At 52.7% G+C, this 17,300-nt stretch carries 20 protein-coding genes, 2 tRNA genes and 1 pseudogene; 2 read left to right on the top strand and 21 right to left on the bottom strand.

The features are described 5' to 3' along the window. Positions 1 to 47: 47 nt before the first annotated feature. From VMF88_11055 to VMF88_11045, 3 genes are read right to left on the bottom strand one after another with little or no spacing between them, the layout of a single operon-like run. Positions 48 to 2,339 carry a DNA polymerase domain-containing protein gene (locus VMF88_11055; protein HTY11598.1) on the bottom strand — a complete coding sequence of 764 codons (2,292 nt, stop codon included), beginning with the start codon at positions 2,337 to 2,339 and terminating at the stop codon, positions 48 to 50. Positions 2,340 to 2,349: 10 nt separating this feature from the next. Then, positions 2,350 to 2,475, bottom strand: coding sequence for a hypothetical protein (locus tag VMF88_11050; protein HTY11597.1), 126 nt, complete (start codon positions 2,473 to 2,475; stop codon positions 2,350 to 2,352). A gap of 49 nt (positions 2,476 to 2,524) precedes the next feature. Beyond that, positions 2,525 to 3,247: a hypothetical protein gene (locus VMF88_11045; protein ID HTY11596.1), complete on the bottom strand. Its 723-nt coding sequence runs from the start codon at positions 3,245 to 3,247 to the stop codon at positions 2,525 to 2,527. A 36-nt stretch (positions 3,248 to 3,283) separates the two neighbouring features. Between VMF88_11045 and VMF88_11040 the strand changes: the two genes are divergently transcribed. Then, positions 3,284 to 4,006: an SOS response-associated peptidase gene (locus tag VMF88_11040; protein ID HTY11595.1), complete on the top strand. Its 723-nt coding sequence runs from the start codon at positions 3,284 to 3,286 to the stop codon at positions 4,004 to 4,006. Between the two features lie 10 nt (positions 4,007 to 4,016). Here the strand turns inward: VMF88_11040 and VMF88_11035 are convergent, their stop codons facing one another. The 6 genes and pseudogenes from VMF88_11035 to lexA form a co-directional block, all read right to left on the bottom strand. Continuing rightward, complete coding sequence (locus tag VMF88_11035; protein ID HTY11594.1) at positions 4,017 to 4,943, bottom strand: DUF72 domain-containing protein; 927 nt, start codon at positions 4,941 to 4,943, stop codon at positions 4,017 to 4,019. 218 nt (positions 4,944 to 5,161) lie between these two features. Next, positions 5,162 to 5,515, bottom strand: coding sequence for a VOC family protein (locus VMF88_11030; GenBank protein ID HTY11593.1), 354 nt, complete (start codon positions 5,513 to 5,515; stop codon positions 5,162 to 5,164). Positions 5,516 to 5,751: 236 nt separating this feature from the next. Then, a complete protein-coding gene (locus tag VMF88_11025; GenBank protein HTY11592.1) occupies positions 5,752 to 6,180 on the bottom strand; it encodes an SRPBCC domain-containing protein in 429 nt (142 codons plus the stop codon). A 45-nt stretch (positions 6,181 to 6,225) separates the two neighbouring features. After that, positions 6,226 to 6,632: pseudogene (locus tag VMF88_11020) on the bottom strand (DUF3224 domain-containing protein). A gap of 34 nt (positions 6,633 to 6,666) precedes the next feature. Beyond that, a complete protein-coding gene (locus VMF88_11015) occupies positions 6,667 to 6,867 on the bottom strand; it encodes a hypothetical protein (protein ID HTY11591.1) in 201 nt (66 codons plus the stop codon). A gap of 14 nt (positions 6,868 to 6,881) precedes the next feature. Then, entirely contained in the window at positions 6,882 to 7,541 is a 660-nt protein-coding gene (gene lexA, locus VMF88_11010) for a transcriptional repressor LexA (GenBank protein HTY11590.1), read from the bottom strand. Between the two features lie 209 nt (positions 7,542 to 7,750). Here lexA and VMF88_11005 point away from each other — a divergent pair. Next, positions 7,751 to 7,825 (top strand) — tRNA-Pro (locus VMF88_11005). A 68-nt stretch (positions 7,826 to 7,893) separates the two neighbouring features. Here VMF88_11005 and VMF88_11000 read toward each other — a convergent pair. The 12 genes from VMF88_11000 to sufD all read right to left on the bottom strand — a co-directional run bounded on the left by VMF88_11000 (position 7,894) and on the right by sufD (position 17,296). Further along, positions 7,894 to 7,966 (bottom strand) — tRNA-Ala (locus VMF88_11000). A gap of 19 nt (positions 7,967 to 7,985) precedes the next feature. Next, a complete protein-coding gene (gene miaA / locus VMF88_10995) occupies positions 7,986 to 8,921 on the bottom strand; it encodes a tRNA (adenosine(37)-N6)-dimethylallyltransferase MiaA (protein HTY11589.1) in 936 nt (311 codons plus the stop codon). Further along, the gene (locus VMF88_10990; protein HTY11588.1) at positions 8,912 to 9,547 is read right to left on the bottom strand and encodes a protein-L-isoaspartate(D-aspartate) O-methyltransferase; all 636 of its coding nucleotides are present in this window, start codon (positions 9,545 to 9,547) and stop codon (positions 8,912 to 8,914) included. The genes miaA and VMF88_10990 overlap by 10 nt, the downstream gene beginning before the upstream one ends. Before the next feature lie 45 nt (positions 9,548 to 9,592). Continuing rightward, entirely contained in the window at positions 9,593 to 10,258 is a 666-nt protein-coding gene (locus VMF88_10985) for a glycosyltransferase family 2 protein (GenBank protein HTY11587.1), read from the bottom strand. Positions 10,259 to 10,277: 19 nt separating this feature from the next. After that, positions 10,278 to 11,093 (bottom strand): diadenylate cyclase CdaA, encoded by an 816-nt coding sequence (gene cdaA / locus VMF88_10980; GenBank protein HTY11586.1) that lies wholly within the window; start codon positions 11,091 to 11,093, stop codon positions 10,278 to 10,280. A gap of 18 nt (positions 11,094 to 11,111) precedes the next feature. After that, complete coding sequence (folP, locus tag VMF88_10975) at positions 11,112 to 11,996, bottom strand: dihydropteroate synthase (GenBank protein HTY11585.1); 885 nt, start codon at positions 11,994 to 11,996, stop codon at positions 11,112 to 11,114. A 449-nt stretch (positions 11,997 to 12,445) separates the two neighbouring features. Continuing rightward, a complete protein-coding gene (locus VMF88_10970) occupies positions 12,446 to 13,084 on the bottom strand; it encodes an LON peptidase substrate-binding domain-containing protein (protein HTY11584.1) in 639 nt (212 codons plus the stop codon). Positions 13,085 to 13,139: 55 nt separating this feature from the next. Continuing rightward, positions 13,140 to 13,754 carry a superoxide dismutase gene (locus tag VMF88_10965; protein HTY11583.1) on the bottom strand — a complete coding sequence of 205 codons (615 nt, stop codon included), beginning with the start codon at positions 13,752 to 13,754 and terminating at the stop codon, positions 13,140 to 13,142. A 70-nt stretch (positions 13,755 to 13,824) separates the two neighbouring features. Continuing rightward, a complete protein-coding gene (locus VMF88_10960) occupies positions 13,825 to 14,160 on the bottom strand; it encodes an SUF system Fe-S cluster assembly protein (protein HTY11582.1) in 336 nt (111 codons plus the stop codon). An 18-nt stretch (positions 14,161 to 14,178) separates the two neighbouring features. Then, the gene (locus VMF88_10955) at positions 14,179 to 14,652 is read right to left on the bottom strand and encodes an SUF system NifU family Fe-S cluster assembly protein (protein ID HTY11581.1); all 474 of its coding nucleotides are present in this window, start codon (positions 14,650 to 14,652) and stop codon (positions 14,179 to 14,181) included. Further along, positions 14,649 to 15,923, bottom strand: a complete 1,275-nt coding sequence (locus VMF88_10950) for a cysteine desulfurase (GenBank protein ID HTY11580.1) — start codon at positions 15,921 to 15,923, stop codon at positions 14,649 to 14,651. The genes VMF88_10955 and VMF88_10950 overlap by 4 nt, the downstream gene beginning before the upstream one ends. Continuing rightward, the gene (gene sufD, locus VMF88_10945; GenBank protein HTY11579.1) at positions 15,920 to 17,296 is read right to left on the bottom strand and encodes a Fe-S cluster assembly protein SufD; all 1,377 of its coding nucleotides are present in this window, start codon (positions 17,294 to 17,296) and stop codon (positions 15,920 to 15,922) included. Before sufD ends, VMF88_10950 begins: the two co-directional genes overlap by 4 nt. Positions 17,297 to 17,300: the final 4 nt, after the last annotated feature.

The following is a 17,300-nucleotide window of genomic DNA, read 5'->3' as shown; positions in this document are numbered from 1 at the left end:
CTGCTTCGCACACGTTGATAATACGGATTTTCCCGGCATACTTCAAATCATTCTTTCATAAACTCCAGCTCCAATGTTGCATCGGTGGGTGTGGGACGGCGGGATTTTTTTTGATTGATGTTGAAGCGCTTTTCCAGCTCTTCAAACGAAGAACCGAACGGTTCCAATAGTGTCGCCGCGGCTTTCAGCGTGAATTCGGTATACATCTCGATGTCGTAGCCGTCTTCAAACGCATACAGCGCAATGGGCTTTGCTTTTTCCGGCTTCCGTTTTCCCGATTGGTCGAGAATGATGAACTCGATCGACTCGCCGGCGGAGAGATGGACTCCCATGCTTTCCACGAGCTTCGAGACAACGGCGCTGATGCTGTTGTTTGTATACTCCTCCGCCTCCTTGGTGATATGCCGGCGAAGGACAAGCTCCATCGGATTCGCTTTCCCGCTGCGCAGCATCGAAATATATTCGCCGACGGTCTCAAGCAGCTGCGGGAGCATCGCACGCAGTTCCTCTATTCTTTTTGCCTCCCCCATTTTCTTCAGCATCGCCGTCTGCATCGCCTTGATGAACTTCGGCGTGTCGTGCCGGCGCGATTCAATGCCCCGCATTTTCATCTCGCTCGTTCTGTAGTATCCCACGTAGCGGTTGGCCGTGGTGATCTCCGGGTCCTGCTTCGATGCGGGAAAGAGGATCCAGTTGTAGATCCCCTCGAGCGAGATATCGATGCCGACGCGTTCTGCAATGCTCCGGCAGAGTGATTCGTAATCCGCTTCCGTCGCCCCTTTTTTCTTCAGCCACATGCAGTCGATGATCGCGTGGAGCATCTCGTAGCCGTTGGACTCAGCGACCTCCTTTGCGGCAAGGATCGCATCGCGCGAAAATGCATTGACCGATTCGTGCGCCTCGATCCTTCCGAAGCGGGCGTTCTTATAGCCGAGGTAGCCGAAACAGCTCACGAGCATCCATTTGAGCGCGCTCTGCCTTCCGTCGTACCGGCGAAAAAGGGCTTCGTCCTTTCCTTTGTATTGCCGCTTCATCTTTTTATAGTACGACCGTTTCTTGACGACGGTGCGGAGTGTCGCCGGAATGATCCCTTCCCGTTTCTCGCAGATCGTGTAGTCGAGTTCCGGCACTTTCGTATTTTGACAGCAGCGGCAATTGACCGTTTCCGGCGAGACATTCTTCTCCACCATGATGGTTGGGTACATCGAAACGAAATCGAGCTCGGCGACATCTTCGTGATAGCCGAGCGGCGGGTTGAAGATCAGCCCCCCCCGGTCCGCGAGGAGCAGCGTCGCGGCGGACTTGAACTCTTCCGGCTCCCGTTTTTTCGACGGGATAAGAATGCCGTTCTGGTATGCCCATGAAAGCTGGAGCGACGACATCGACGTGCCGATGCTCGCCCGCCCCTGCCGCTGCGCCGGTATTTGCGTCAGCCGCGCCATCTCGAACAACCCGTCCAATTCGGCTTCGGTCACGGTGAAAGAATTCCTCGCGTCGATATGCCACCGCCCGGCGAGTTCGAACGCGCCGTCCTTATGGACGATCTTTCCGTATTGGAAGAAGCTCGACTCTTTCGTCGTCATATATCCCATCGTCTGATCGCGGTTGAGCAGCAAGGGGACCTTATGACGCTGCGAAAGGACCGTAAGGGCCGGCATCAGAGACGAGTCGCCGTATTCGGTCAGGAGGATGTCGGGGTCGCAGCGATGGAGATGCCAGTTCAACGCCTCCAGCATGTCGACGGGGTTTTCCTGCTCCAGGGCATAGGTGGTGCCGTCATAGGCAAGTTCGATCTGGAAAGTTTTTTGATATTTCGGGGGAACAAAATCGTTCCCGTTGCGAATGGACATGATCGAGAACTCGGGCAGTTCATATTCAAAGTCATCCCTCGAACCGCTGACATGCCACTGTGCCAATTCTCCCCCCTCGCCAATCTCATATTCGCCGAGGGCCAGCGGAAAAAGGTTCGTCTCGAACAAAAATAATTGAGCAACAAGAACATCGGAATTGAAGAATGCGAAATGAGGAAGGAACTGCTCGAAATAGCGGACGGCCTCTTTGAACCGCATCGTATCGTGAACGAACACCTGGATCACGTCCCACATATCCCCCGAGTAGATCTCTCTCCGCACTGCACGTCCCAACGAGACCTGCACCGGGCAGCGCATGCTGAGCGCTGCGAGCCGCCTGGCGTCCGGTTCGTTCACGCGGAGAAAAAACGACGGCCGGTAGGAGCGAAAACAGGAAAACCTTTCCCCGTTCCGTCCGATGAACCAAAGGGTCATGCCTTTGGGCGAAGGATAGAGGTCGAGCAACCAGCCGGTGACCGTGCGGGGCATTGTTCCCTCGTTACCGGCTTTGAAGAGCGGCGGCTTGCTCCTCCAGGTGAAGGATCCGCTCGTGCAGGCGCTTGATCAATTTTCGCTGCTCGACGGCGATCGAAATGGCGATGCTCTCAAACGGGATGGTCCGCATTGCATAAAAGTTCTCGGCCAGATGCAGCTTTGCCGAGCGGAAGATATCGTCAAAAATCTCCCGGTCGTCCTTGCGAAGGCCGTGGCGGTATTTCGACCAGCTCGCTATTTCGTTCTCGATGATGTTCGTGAAGGTTGGAACCGTTCGTCCCATCGTGAAGCGCTCCTTTCTCAAGAAATAGTTCGGGGATATCGCCGTTCATCTGGAGACGGAACACCGTATCCATGCCGGCCTGTAATGTTGAAAATAATTCGTTGCGTTCCTCCGGCAGCACATTCAATTTCCTGCTCACAAGAAGGATAGAAATACCGTTGGCCTTCATTTCCTGGAGCGCGCCGACCACCCGTTGAAGGATCTGCCGGACCTCACGGAGCGGCGCCTGTTGGTCGTAGAACGTATCGAGCAGACCGAAGATCATCGCGGTGCTGGAGTCGATTTTTGCGAGGAATGCCGGAAGCCGGTGCACGATGGCCTGCTCCATCTGATAGCAGGTGAAGCCGCGCGAGATGAAAATGCGATGGAGAAAATCGTCGACATCCAGTTTTCGCTCCCGTGCAAAACGGGAAAGGAAGTGGACGTCGAACCTGTTGCACCCGTCGACCACCGCAACGGACGAACCGTGTACCATGCCGTGTGCCGCCATCCTGAGCGAAAGCAAAAAGATCGGTTTGTCGCCGTAAAGAAGATACGTCTTGCCGGGAGGGACGGCGAAGTGCTGAAGCATCGCCTGATAGGTGACCGGAGAAAGAACTGGTGGATTTTTGATCATCATTTCTCTACCTTTTCTCAATACTCAACAGCAGCCAGTATGTGCGGACGCTACGTTTTTATCGACGGCAAAAAGGTTTTAGCGACATTTGCGCTATTGCAGGATCTGGACCCGAAGAGCGGGGCATTCAAGGAACTGCCGCGGTACAACGCCTCTCCGCTGCAGCGAATGCCCGTTTTTGCCGTCAGAGACGGAACCCTGACCGCTGAACAGATGCGCTGGGGGCTCGTCCCGCATTGGTCGAAAGACGGCAAGGTCGCATTCTCAACGTTCAATGCGAAGGCCGAAACTCTTGACCAGAGCAAACTCTACAGCACCTATTTTAAGGGAAGCCGCTGCCTCATTCCCGCCGACGGTTTCTATGAATGGAAAAAATCCGCGGTAACAAAAGAAGTGCGCGGCGCGGAACGGCAGGTCATCGAAAAACAGCCGATGTGCATCCGCATGAAAGACGAATCGCCTTTCATGTTTGCCGGCCTCTTCTCCGTCTGGAAAGATCCCGAAGGGAAGGAATTTCCTTCCTATACGATCATCACCACCGAGCCCAACGAACTGGTAGGAAAAATTCACGACCGGATGCCGGTCATCCTTCACGAAAAGAATTTTGAAGCGTGGCTCGACAGAGACATGAAGGATACCGCAGCATTCAAAAAATTTCTCTCCCCCTACCCGGCAGCCAAGATGAAAGCCTACCGCGTTTCCACCGTCGTCAGTTCTTCCCGCAATGACGTGCCCGAGTGCATAAAGCCTCTGAAAGAATAAATTCGCCGCTTCACCGTGATACGGCCACCGGGACCTTCTCTTCTGCAAAAAGAGGGAGAAGTACGTTGACCGCCGAGCTGATCCCCTTCAGTTCGGGAAAGGCCCGGATCATTCCCCGAGGCACGGCCACAGGAGGTTTCCGCACACGATGCCGCAGCTGGAAGCCGTTGACAAGGGAGTTTGCCTCCGGGTCGTTATGGAAAACGACAAAAAGAGTATTCGACTCCTCCCTCAACCGTTTCATCCGCTCCAGCAGATCGTCAAGCTCCTTCTCGTTGTAATAATAGTTGTACCGTTCGCCCAGCTCGGGATGATTCCATGCTGCGGTATTTCTTCCCATCATCCGAAAATATGCGACGCCGCCCCATGCCTGCGATGTCAGCGGCATCGAGTTCCACAGCGGCGGTAGATCGACGTTCACAGGGTGCAGGTTGTTCTCCTGTAAAAAATCGCAGAAGGACGGATCATTCCAAGAAGCGTGCCGCACCTCGGTAAACACCCGATGAGGATAAAAGACCCTGCTGAATTGCCCGATGTATTGTTGGCGCTCGGGTGTATAGGCGAATGAATGAGGAAACTGCACTAATATCCCTCCAAGCTTTCCCGCTTCGGCGATAGGCTCGAGAAGACGGCGGACGGAACGGACATCCTCATTCGTTGCATCAAGCGTATGCGTGAATCCGCGGTAGAGCTTTACCGTGAACATGAAGTTCTCGTTCCCTGCAACATCGTCCAGCCAGCGGCGGGCATGGTCGGCGGTAAGAGCCGTATTATAGAAGGTGACATTGATCTCCACGCTGTCGAAGAACTGGCTGTAGAATTCCAGCTTCCGAAAATTCTTCTTCGGTTTCGGCGGATAGAAGTACCGGTGAAACGGCGGCAAATCCCATCCCCCCATCCCCACAAATATCTTTTGCTGCTCCAGCGTGATCATCATAACCTCCTTGCGATATGTAAAATGAAGAAGCCCGGCTCACGGGAACGCCCTCTGTGTTCTCCGTAAAACCGGGCTTGAGTTTCTCAACAACCCTGGTGCTATGTCAAATCAGTTTATCCAAACCCCGCTCTGCTCCTCCCCTGAAAGGGGAGGGACAGGATTTCCCTCTCTCCCAAGGGGAAATCAAGGGGGGTGACAACAGAACATTATATCATCCGCTACTTCTCGCTCCATACGGCAAGTTCATTTCCACTCGGATCAGTAAAATGAAAACGGCGTCCGCCGGGGAAATCGAACGGCGGCTTCGTTATGTTCCCGCCGCTGCGGACAACGGCTTCCTCCGTTTTCATCAGCTCAGTAGCATAAATGACGATGAGCGCCCCGTTCCCGGAAATCTTCGCAGCCTTTGCAAAGCCTCCGCTGATCCGGCCATCCTCAAAACTGACATAATCCGGACCGTAATCGGTGAATTTCCAGCCAAAAACAGCCGTGTAAAAGCTCTTAATCGCCGGAATATCCGTGGCGGAGAATTCGATATAGTCGATACGATGGTTGTTGTTCTGAGACGTCACGGCTGTTTCCTTAGTTGTTGAATGCGAGGAATCCTGGGCATATAATCTCAAATTGAAAAAAATGAAAAGAAAAACTACAACAAATAGCATCGACATCCTGGATGAGTTCATAGCACTATACTCTTTCTAGCTCTAGCATTTCAGGCATCTCATCGTACGTTTTGCCGTTCAGAAGTCTGCCCTTTCACTATTTCTTCCCTTGATTATTTTGCCCTGGATGATTTCGCGGCTATATTTTATTTCTCCACCAGCTTCTTCATCGTCCCCAGCACACCGTCCCAATTCTTGCCCGTGTGCTCCAGCGCCGCCTCGCTGGGAATATTGTCCTGCGTCAGCAAAAGCTCGGTGCTGTTGCCGCGCGGCGTGAGCTCAAACGTCAGAACGGAATAATTTTCAGGAGCATCGGGGAGCGACGAAAAAGAGCTCCAATAATTGTATTGGAAGACTTTCTGTTTTTCAAATTTCAGGATCGTCCCTTTGTCCTCGTATCCTTTCCCTTCCCACGTTCCGGTAAAACGGATGGGACTACCAACTTTCCAATCGGAGATGACCGTGGTTCCGAAGAAGTATTGCTTTATCAACGCCGGAGAAGTCAATGCTTCCCACACCTTCGGCACCGGAGCATCGATGCGCATCGTCTTCCGCAAGATCAGTTGTTTGCCCATGATGATATTCTCCTTACGATTGTACGGTGTTGGCAGACAGTTACCTTAATGAACTTCCCCGAGCGTATAATCGAAATCGTAAAAATGCTTTCCATCAACAATCGTGATGACCAGCGTGCCGGCAAGCCCGGCCAGTTGATTGGTACCGGAATCGGGAACCACGGTCACGCTCAATTGGGCAGCGCCGCGCGTCATCGTACCGCTATGCTGCAGCACAAAACTGCCGCTGCGGCAACGTGCAAGGTTCCATCCACCTGCTCGATCGCAACATACCCCGCCGAGCCTTTGACGCCCGTCCCCGCGCTCAGCATCTCTCCTTTGCTGACCGCTTCGAGGTCGCCATGAAACTGTTTATTGATCGACAATCTTCCCAGCATAGCATTTGCGGATCTGTCTGCCAAGGCCTGAGGGTCGAGTTTCACTTCAAAAGTTCCGGTTGCACGGGACATCATGAGCTCCTACGAGAATTACCAAACATCGACCCCATTAGTCTATTTTCCCCCGGCGGTGTTTTGACCTCAATTTGATTTCCACCTCCCCGGCGATCTTCCCGTTCTGGCGCGGGAAAGCGATCTCCACTGTCCCAAAATGATCGTCCGGAATGCGCACGCTCAGCAGGTCAAGGATCCGCTTAAGATAAAAATTGATCTGGCGTTCTTCTTCTACAGAATATGTCGATGTTGCCATAACCGCCTCGCTTCTCATGACGCTTTCGAATATGCCTTGTATTCATCGGTCAATGCATCGATCTTCTTTTTGTCAAGCGCCCGGATCATGCCGACCACAACGCCGAGCACTTTGAAATTCTCGTCGCTCCTGCTGACGTGAATCGGCTTGTATTTTTTGTTTTCCGGACGGAGCACAATGCCCGCCTCTTCTCTATAATACCGTTTGATGGTCGGCTCCCCTTCTACAGCAGCAACGACAATCTCGCCGTTGCGGGGGTCCTTTTTAGGGTCGACAAACAGGAGGTCGCCGGTAGAAAGCTGCGCGTCCTTCATGCTGTCGCCGCGCACGTAAATGCCGAAGAGATCGTCGGAGGCGGTGATGTAGCGCCGGACCTCGAACGTATCGACCATATTTTCCTGGGAGGCAAACGGATGCCCCGCCGGCGCGCTTCCGTAGATCGGGATGCCGGCCGGCCGTTCATGCAGCAGTTCGATCCCCCGCGACGTGTTCGGAACATAGCGCAGCGCCTTTTTCTTCTCCATCAGAAGAAGATGCATCCGCGCGGCGCTCGGCTGGATCTTCAACTTATCAGAGATGTCCTGCAGCGTCGGCGGATAGCCGTTCTCCTCGATGAACTGTTTCACGAAGTTATAGACCTTTTGCTGGCGGGAAGTGAGATCGACAGACGACATAGTGAAATCCTTTACATAGTATATATATATTTACTATAGTGGAATATATACTATGGGAAGGCATTTGTCAAGTACAAAATGGAAAAAAATCACGCCTCTATCTTTTTTAAGAAGACGGATCGGCGAATCATATTATGTAAACTTCGTTGACAAAGCGGGCAATCGTTCGTATATTGATATGTTTGAAGAGCTTAGAAGGAGCAGAGAGACGGGGCGTGGCTCAGCCTGGCTAGAGCGCTTGGTTCGGGACCAAGAGGTCGGGAGTTCGAATCTCCCCGCCCCGACAATAAAAAAGGGAACATCGCTGTTCCCTTTTTGCGTTCTGGGCGGTTGGAAAAATCTGAAAGGTATGTGGACCGTAGCGGGATCGAACCGCTGACCTCGTGAATGCCATTCACGCGCTCTCCCAGCTGAGCTAACGGCCCATAGGATCATAATACAAAATTATTTCAGTAAAATCAAAACCTCTTCGGCGATCTGAGGAATCTCATCCTCTTTTTCGATGTCGAACCAGCGAATCCGCTCATCCTTTCTGAACCACGTTAACTGGCGTTTTGCAAACCGCCGCGTATTCTGTTTCATCAGTTCAGCCATGCGGTCGATGGCGATCTCTTCTCGCAAGAAGGCAAACGCCTCCTTATAGCCGACCGTCTGAAGTGATTTGAGGCGGTCGTCATAGCCGCGGGAGAGCAGATTTTTCACCTCATCCACAAAACCGGCCGCCAGCATTTTCTCGACCCGCGAATCGATCCGTTCGTACAATCTTTTCCTCTCCCAATGCAATCCGACAAATACCGGGTTGAAGATTTTTTTCTTCTTGTGCTCATCATGATGCTGAGAGATCGGTTTGCCGGTGGCGTAGTAAACTTCGAGCGCCCGGATGATCCGGCGCTGATTCGAGGGAAGCATCCTCGCCGCTGCTTCGGGGTCAACGCGGCGCAATTCCTCAAGTAGGACCTCTGCTCCTTCAGACTCCAGTCTGGCTTCCAAATCATCACGCAGGTCTTCCTTCCGTCCGGGACCTGCGAACAATCCATCGACGAGCGAACGAACATACAATCCTGTGCCGCCGACAACGATCGGGAGTTTTTTTCGCTTTACGATATCGCCGATAATTTTTCTTCCTTCGACGCCGAATTCTCCTGCGCTGAAATGCTGGTCGGGAAGGATCTCGTCGATAAAATAATGCTTTGCCTCCTTCAACTCATCGGCAGAAGGTTTTGCGGTTCCGATGGTGAGATATCGATAAACTTGACGGGAATCTGCGGAAAGGATCTCGGCCGGGGTGCGCTTCGCTATCGTTAAGGCGAGACTGGTTTTTCCCGAACCTGTGGGGCCTACGATGACGAGAATTGTGGGAAGCGGGCTGTTCAGCTCCATCCATTTTTTCCGACGAGAGGGACAAATTTGAAACCGAAGGTTTCCTCGGTCACAAATGCGCTCCCCTCTTTTTTGATCACAAGGACTTTTTGGACCTCACGGTCGCCGACCGGAATGACGAGCCGGCCGCCATCGGCAAGCTGCTGCTTCAATGCATCGGGAACGGTAGGAGCGCCTGCGGTGACGATGATGCCGTCGAACGGAGCGAACTCATTCCAGCCGACCGTGCCGTCCCCTCCTTTCGATGCGACACGGAGATTCAGTTTGTCGAACATCTTCCTGGCCTCTGCCAGCAAGCCGAGATGGCGCTCGATCGTGAAGACTCTGCATCCCATCTTTGCGAGAATGACCGCTTGATACCCCGAGCCGGTGCCGACTTCAAGCACCCTGTCCCCCGGTCTCGCTAAGAGCGCCTGCGTCATAAATGCAACGGTATAGGGCTGGGAGATCGTCTGCTCATTGCCTATCGGCAACGCGCTGTCCTCATAAGCGCGATTGACGAACGGCTGTTCGACAAAAAGATGACGTTCGACTTTTGCCATCGCCGAAAGAACGCTGGGGTCTGTGATCCCCTTCGATTCCAACAGCGAGATCATTTCTTTTCGCTCAATTTCAAATCGTCCCACGCGACATCAAAATATTTATCTAACTTTTAGAAAATTGCGGCCGGCCTAATAGTCCTGAAACAGCACTTTCACAAAATTCAGTGTCGTTGCGAGATGCGTCATGTTGCTTTTCTCTCCGGCATAGACCGTCTCGATAGGAACGAAACCAAAGCGAAATCCGGCCGCGGCCGCTTTAATGATGAACTCTGTTTCCGCTTCAAAACCCTCCCAAGTCAAGCAAACGCGTTGAAGAACCTTTTTGTCAATGAGACGATAGCCCGATTGGCTGTCGGCGATCGCTCGCCCAGTCCTCGCACTCACGAGAAAAGTGGTGATGGTATTCGAAAGGACCCGATGGAATGGCATCTTCTTTTTATCGTGAAGCCGGCTTCCGATAATGACGTCAAACGTATCGGATGCATAGCAATCGATAAATTGCGCGATGAATTCAGGGGGATGTTGAAGGTCGGCATCCAGTGTAATAACGGCATCGAAAGGACTCTGGAGCACAAAGAGAAACCCGGTCTGGAGAGCGGCCCCTTTTCCCCTGTTTGATGAATGGCTCAGTATCCGAACGTGAGCGGCGGCTGAGACCTCAGCCGTTTTGTCCAGTGAGCCATCGTCGACAACGACGATATTTTCGCCAGCGACATGTTTCTTAACCCCGTCGATCACTGCGCCAACGGTCCGCTCCGCATTGAACGCAGGAATGATAACGCCGATTTTCTTCATTGACTCCAATCGTTCAAAGCTACACTTCGTCCTGCACGGCGTGCCAGATGTTCTTCCACGATCGTTCCATCGAAAGAACAAGCCGCTCGCGCAGTTCTTTCCGGAGTTCCTGGGACTTCAAACCCCGCATCAGGACGCCATCCTCCGCAAGAGAAATTGTCCCCGTCTCTTCCGACACGACGACAGAAATGACGTCCGCCTGCTCGGAAATGCCCAGAGCTGCTCGATGACGCATCCCCAGCACGATATCCCCCACTCGTGTCACTGCAGACAAGGGCAGCGTGCACCGCGCGGCTTCGATGGTCCTGTCGCTCACGATCACTGCGCCGTCGTGGAGCGGGGATTTGGGATTGAAGATCGACAGGAGCAATGATCTGCTGACCCGCGCCTGCAGACTGATACCGGATTCGCTCACAGATTTCAAGCCGGTCCCGCGGGCGATGATGATCAGTGCTCCCTGTTTTTTCTTCGAAAGGTCGACAGCTGCGCTGGCAATTTCTTCGATCGATTCATCGACGTCGATGCGCAAAAACATCCGGACGATCCTGTTGCGCGCGATCGTGGAAAGAAGGCGGCGGATCTCCGGCTGGAACAATATGACAAAGGCGATCACCCAAATGTCCGTCAATGCGCGGAACAACCAGCCCATCGCTTTCAGGTTGATGGCCTGTGCGAGAAACGAAAAGCCGATGATCACGACCATTCCTACGAAGATCTGGGCGGCGATCGTCCCCCTCATCACGATGTAGAGCCGGTAAAAGATGAAAGAGACGACGGCGATGTCGAACAGGTCGATGAGGGAAAACGTGATAAATCCGATTTTAAAAAGTTCCATAGAGATGGATTGGACTTTCTAGCGAGCTTCCATGATCGCATCGACAACGACGGCGATACGCTTCATTTCTTTGACGTCGTGCACCCGCACGATATTCGCCCCATAAATAACCGAAGCAGCGACCGCGGCGGCCGTCCCCTCCACGCGTTGGTCCACAGGAAGATTCAGCAGTGTACCGATAAACCCCTTTCGTGACGGCCCGATGACGATCGGGCAGTGCAATTCGGCAAGCCGGTGCAAATTTCTTATGAGAGAAAGATTATGTTCGAGCCTTTTTCCAAAACCGATTCCGGGGTCGACCAAAATATTTTCAACGCCCGCATCGCGCGCCTTTTCGACCGACCGTGAAAGGCTCTCTTTCACTTCTTCAACGACATTTTTATAAACCGGATCGTGCTGCATCGTCTTTGGCGTCCCCTGGATGTGCATCACGATCAACGCGGCGCCGTGCGCAGCGGCAACCGAAGCCATAGCGGCATCATAGTTGAGACCGCTAATGTCGTTCACGATTGCGGCCCCTGCCCTCAGCGCAGCATCCGCCACGGCAGATTTGTACGTGTCGACGGAAATCAGAACATCCGACCGGGAAGAAAGCTCTTCGATCACCGGCACAACTCTTCTGATCTCCTCATCGGCTGTGACTTCTTCTGCCCCTTCGCCGTACGGACCTTTCGGACGCGTCGATTCGCCCCCTACATCAATGATATCAGCGCCGTCTCTGACCATCTGCAAAGCGTGCGCAACGGCCTGCTCTTTGTCGAAGAATTTTCCTCCGTCGGAGAATGAATCGGGGGTGACATTCAACACACCCATGATATGCGTGCGAGAAGAAAGGTCGATCGACTTCTCTCCGCGTCTGAGAATAAACGGTGAATGAAGAATATCAGGGCCTGCTGCGAGCATCGCTCTCGAATTGGATTTCGTCAAAATATATCGAAATGGTGAACGATTAGCAATAAACGAACAACCCTCTCGGTTGAGAGGGTTGCTGTTTATGCTGATGCTTTTTTCTTGTTGGAAAGCATGGCTTTCATTTTTGCCTTCAGCTTTCGCTGGCGCTTCCGGTGCTTCTGGCTGACCCGCAGGCCTTTTTTATTCATATGATGAACATCTCCTTGGTGTGAGTGTTATGGTTCGCTGCATGAGTGATAGAATCCGCACTTGGGGCAGTAGAGCTTGCATTTCCGGCTGTCCAATTGCGTACCGCAATTGACGCAATACTGCCAGTAATGAGGCTCGGCCGCCGGCCGCTTTGCGGGGGACTTGAGAATCGAGATGATCTCCGTGACTTTTTGTCCCTTTTCCATTCTCGATCAAAATAAAAAAATGTCGGCCGGAAATCAAGAAGCAATTTACGATGGAGCGAGGTACCCATCGTTCATCACGATCCGCTCGTATTTTTCGTTCGATGTCAGGAGCGGGAGCATCGATTCGAGGTGCCGGTTCAAAACGCTGAGTCTCTCATTCTCAGATCGAAGCGAAAGGAATTTCTGCCTCTCCCTGAGCTCCAAACCCGCTTTCTGCACCAGGAGGAACGAGATCTTCATGTCGGAAGAGGCTTCGTTGGCCGCGACGACAGTCCCTTTGTAGGCGATCTCGACGAATTTGTTGTACAGTTCTATCGCCCGGCGGCGCATTGAATAATTGATCTTCTCAGCTTTGTCGTCGAAGAACGTCGCCTCTGCGAGGAAGTACGGCGTTCCACCGTCGATCAACTCTCCGAGCGTGTAGCGCCTCCTCCCTTCCACGGCAACATCCAATCGTCCGTCGTCATACTCGCGGAGGACATTCTTCACAATCGCGCTGCAGCCGACCGGTTCGATCTTATCGTTCTCGATAAGATTGATGCCGAATTCAGAATTATTCTCGATACTCTCCCGGATCAATGTTTTGTAACGCTCTTCAAAAATATGAAGAGGCAAGAGCGATCCGGGAAAGAGGACCACTTTGAGCGGAAAAAGCGGGAGATGCCGAGACCGGCCAGTGCTCATAATGTGAAGATGGAAAAAGGGGACGACCTGATTCGTCCCCGGCGTTGTTCATGCATTATTTGGATGCAGCATCGAATCGGTCGGAGACATCGGACCAGTTGACAACATTCCAGAATGCAGCAAGATAATCTGCGCGGCGATTCTGGTATTTTAAGTAATACGCGTGTTCCCAGACATCGCAGCCGAGGATCGGCGTAATGCCGTCGGTCAAAGGATTGTCCTGATTCGCAGTCGAGAGGATCGCAAGTTTCTTGTCCTTGCCGACGACGAGCCATGCCCATCCGGATCCGAATCGGCCGAGTCCCGCTTTGTTGAATTGTTCTTTGAACGCTGCGGTCGATCCAAACGCTGCATTGACCGCAGTGATGAGTTTTCCCGATGTCGGTTCCTTGACGCCGGCTTTGAGCTGCTGCCAGAACATCGTATGGTTGACGTGGCCGCCTCCGTTGTTGCGGACCGCCGTACGGACCGCTTCGGGAAGCGAGTTCAGCGATTTGATCAGCTCTTCGGCCGATTTGTTCTGAAGCTCGGGATTGTTTGACAGTGCATTGTTCAGATTGGTGACGTACGCACCGTGATGTTTATCGTGATGAATTTCCATCGTCTTGGCATCGATGTACGGTTCGAGAGCGTCGAAAGCATACGGAAGTGCGGGTAACGTGTGGGCCATTGCTATTTCTCCTTATGAGAATGGTTAAAATGAAAGAATAATTTTTCGAAATTCTTTGCGGAAAGCGGATTCAATACATATTCAAGGCAAGCTTTGCCTCCTCGGACATCATGCTCGGATCCCATCGCGGCTCCCACACCACATCCACCTGAGCCGACGTTACTCCCTTCACTGCTTCGACTTTTTGCTTCACCTCCGGCGGCAGACTCTGTGCTGCCGGACAAGCCGGAGAAGTCAGCGTCATTTTGACCTGCACTCCGCCGGTCTTATCGACGTCGACATTGTAGATCAACCCCAACTCGTAGATATTGACAGGGATCTCCGGGTCGAAACACGTTTTCAACGCCTGAATGATCTGGTCTTTCATGATCAACAATTCGAACGTATTAAAATCTGAATTTTCCATTTTTTCTCTCGCTCCCGGTCAATTGGCCCCGGTATCTTCGGTCGATACGACAGCGCCGTCCGATCTCAATGCTGAATGGAGAGCGTGCCAGGCAAGGCTTGCGCATTTGATTCGCGCGGGAAATTCCGCAACGCCGGCAAGCGCTCCGAGACATCCAAGCTCATCGAGATCGTCGATCCCTTTGTGGATGTCGCGCGTGACGACGGAGTGGAATTTCTCGAACAACTTCTCTGCCTCCGCCTTTTTTGTTCCCTTCACCGCAGTCGTCATCATGGACGCGGATGCCTTGGAGATTGCACACCCTGATCCCTGGAAACTCACATCTTTGATCACGTCTCCGTCCATTTCCACAAATACGGTAAAATGATCGCCGCAAAGAGGATTGTACCCTTCCGCGTGATTCGTCGCGTGCTCCAGCTTTCCGAAATTTCTCGGGCTCTTGTTATGGTCGAGAATCAATTGCTGGTACAGTTCGTTCAGCTCGCTGCTCATGACCCAAAAATCTCCTTAACGTGCAGAAGCGCTCCGGCGAGTTTGTCGACTTCTTCCATTGTGTTGTAGAATGCGAACGATGCGCGTGCTGTCGCTGGAATTCCGAACCGTCGCATCACCGGCTGCGTACAATGATGCCCGGTGCGGATAGCGATCCCTTCGCGGTCGACGATCGTTCCTACATCGTGCGCATGAATATTCCCGACAACAAACGAGACAACACTCGATTTCTTCTCCGCCGTCCCGATGATCCGCACGCCTTCTATGGCCGAAATTTTCTCCGTCGCATACGCCAGCAACTCGTGTTCGTACGAGGCGATGTTCTTTAATCCGAGGCCGTGAACATAATCGATGGCAGCGCCCATGGCAATGGTGTCGGCAATATTCGGTGTCCCCGCCTCAAATTTATACGGGAGAGAATTATAGGTCGTTTTCTCAAACGTCACCGAACTGATCATGTCCCCTCCCCCTTGATACGGCGGCATCGCTTCCAGCAAATTCGCTTTCCCGTATACTACGCCGATGCCGGTGGGTCCGCAAATTTTGTGTCCCGAGAAGGCGTAGAAATCACAATCGAGTTCCTGAACATCGACGGCAAGATGCGGAGTCGACTGGGCTCCGTCGATAAGCACGGGAGCGCCGGCCTCGTGCGCGTATTTGATGATCTCTTTCACGGGATTGATCGTGCCGAGCGAATTCGAAAGATAGACAACTGAGACAAATTTGGTATTCTTGTTCAACAATCTTTTGTACTCATCCATCAGCAGCTCGCCGCTGTCGTTCATCGGGATCACCCGAAGCACAGCTCCTGTCTGCTCGCACAACAGCTGCCACGGAACGATGTTTGAATGATGTTCCATCGCGGAGACGATGATCTCATCGCCGGCCTTGATAAATTTCCGTCCATAGCTTTGGGCGACAAGGTTAATTCCTTCGGTCGTCCCGCGGACGAAAATGATCTCTCGTGAATCTGAAGCGTTCAAAAAAAGCTTCACTTTTCCGCGGGCTTTTTCATACTCGTACGTTGCAAGCTCGCTCAGCGCGTGAACGCCGCGGTGAATGTTCGCATTCTGCGACGCATAGTATTTTGTCAAGGCATCGACAACGACCTGCGGCTTCTGGCTGGTAGCAGCGTTGTCGAGATAGACCAAGGGCTTGCCGTGAACTTTCTGAGCGAGAATAGGAAAGTCTTCTCTCACCCGGGCCACGTCAAACGACGTTTCGGCGCCGGTTCCCTTCTCTTTCGTCAGAATTTCTGTCGATGGCTTCATAACGATTTCGTTTCGGAATGTACAATCTCCGGTAGAGATGTCTTCACTACTTTTTCCTGCAGTCGTTCAATCACGAGCGCATCCACATGTTTCCGCAGCGCTTCGTTGTTGATATAGTTGGTTGCTTCGCCGGCAAAACCGACCGTGAGCAGTGCTTTTCCCGCTTCTTCGCTGATGCCGCGGCTCTTCACATAAAAGAGAGAAGGCGCATCCAGGCCCCCGACCGTTGCGCCATGGGTGCATTTCACATCATCGGCGAATATTTCGAGCTGAGGTTTCGTGTCGACGGTCGCCGTGTCGGAAAGAAGCAGGTTCTTGTTCGTCTGCTTGGAATCGGTTTTCTGCGCTTCCTTCCGCACCAAAATTTTTCCGTTGAAGACAGAACGGGAGTTGCCGGTGATGATCCCCTTAAAGATCTCCCGGCTCGAGCAGTTCGGCTTCGTATGATCGATGAAGGTGTGATGGTCGATGAGCTGGTCGCCGGAGGGAAGATAAAGGCCGTCCAGCATCGTCTCGCAATCCTCGCCGTCAATGGCGATGTTGATATCATTGCGTGCGATCGCTGCGCCAAGCGCGAGGCTGAACACCGTGAATCTGCTCCGGTTCTCCTGTCGGGCCTGCATCGCCCCGACATGGAATGCTTTGTCGCTTTCGTTTTGAATTTTTACAAAATCTACTGCCGCCCCATTTCCGATAAGAACTTCAGTGACGTTGTTTGTGAAATAGACGTCGCTGGACAACGAAACATAGCTTTCAACAAAGGTCGCCGCCGAACGAGGCCCGGCAATGATGAGATTCCGGGGATAAGCGACGGAATGATCTGGATCGAGAGAAACAGATATAAAGAGCAATTGAATCGGCGCCCCGGCATTGGCTCCTTCATGGACGTAAACGAACGCACCATCATGGATGAATGCGGTGTTCAAAGCGGCAAAAGGATGACCCTGGATCGGGAAATGCTTGCCAAGATAACGCTGGACGATGGCGTCATGTGTCGAAAAAGAATCGGCCAATCCCCCGGCAATAACTTCTTTCGGCAAGCCGGACGTGTCCGAGAGCTCTTTGCTGAAATGGCCGTTGATGAAAACAAGGATTGACTTTGAACACTCGGGCAAAATATGCCGGTCGATCTTTCGGCGGCTCACATTCGGCAATGAAGATCGCAATGCATGGCGGAAATGCGTCTTGGTCAGCGGAAGAATATTCGTGAAGCGCCAGTCTTCCTGATGGATTGTCGGAAAACCAAGCTCGGAAAATTTTCCGATCGCGGCATGGCGAATTGGCTTGAGCCATTCCGGATCATGTCCGGCACCGTTGTGGTCAAACGACAGAAAGTCTGACAGATACCGTTGGATCTCTTGCGATGTTTGCATTGCT

This window comes from Bacteroidota bacterium (assembly GCA_035506275.1).
Classification (GTDB): Bacteria; Bacteroidota; Ignavibacteria; order UBA10030; family UBA8401; genus JAGVPT01.
The sequence above is the reverse complement of the archived record's forward strand: the minus strand, read 5'-3'. Positions and strand labels throughout refer to the sequence as shown.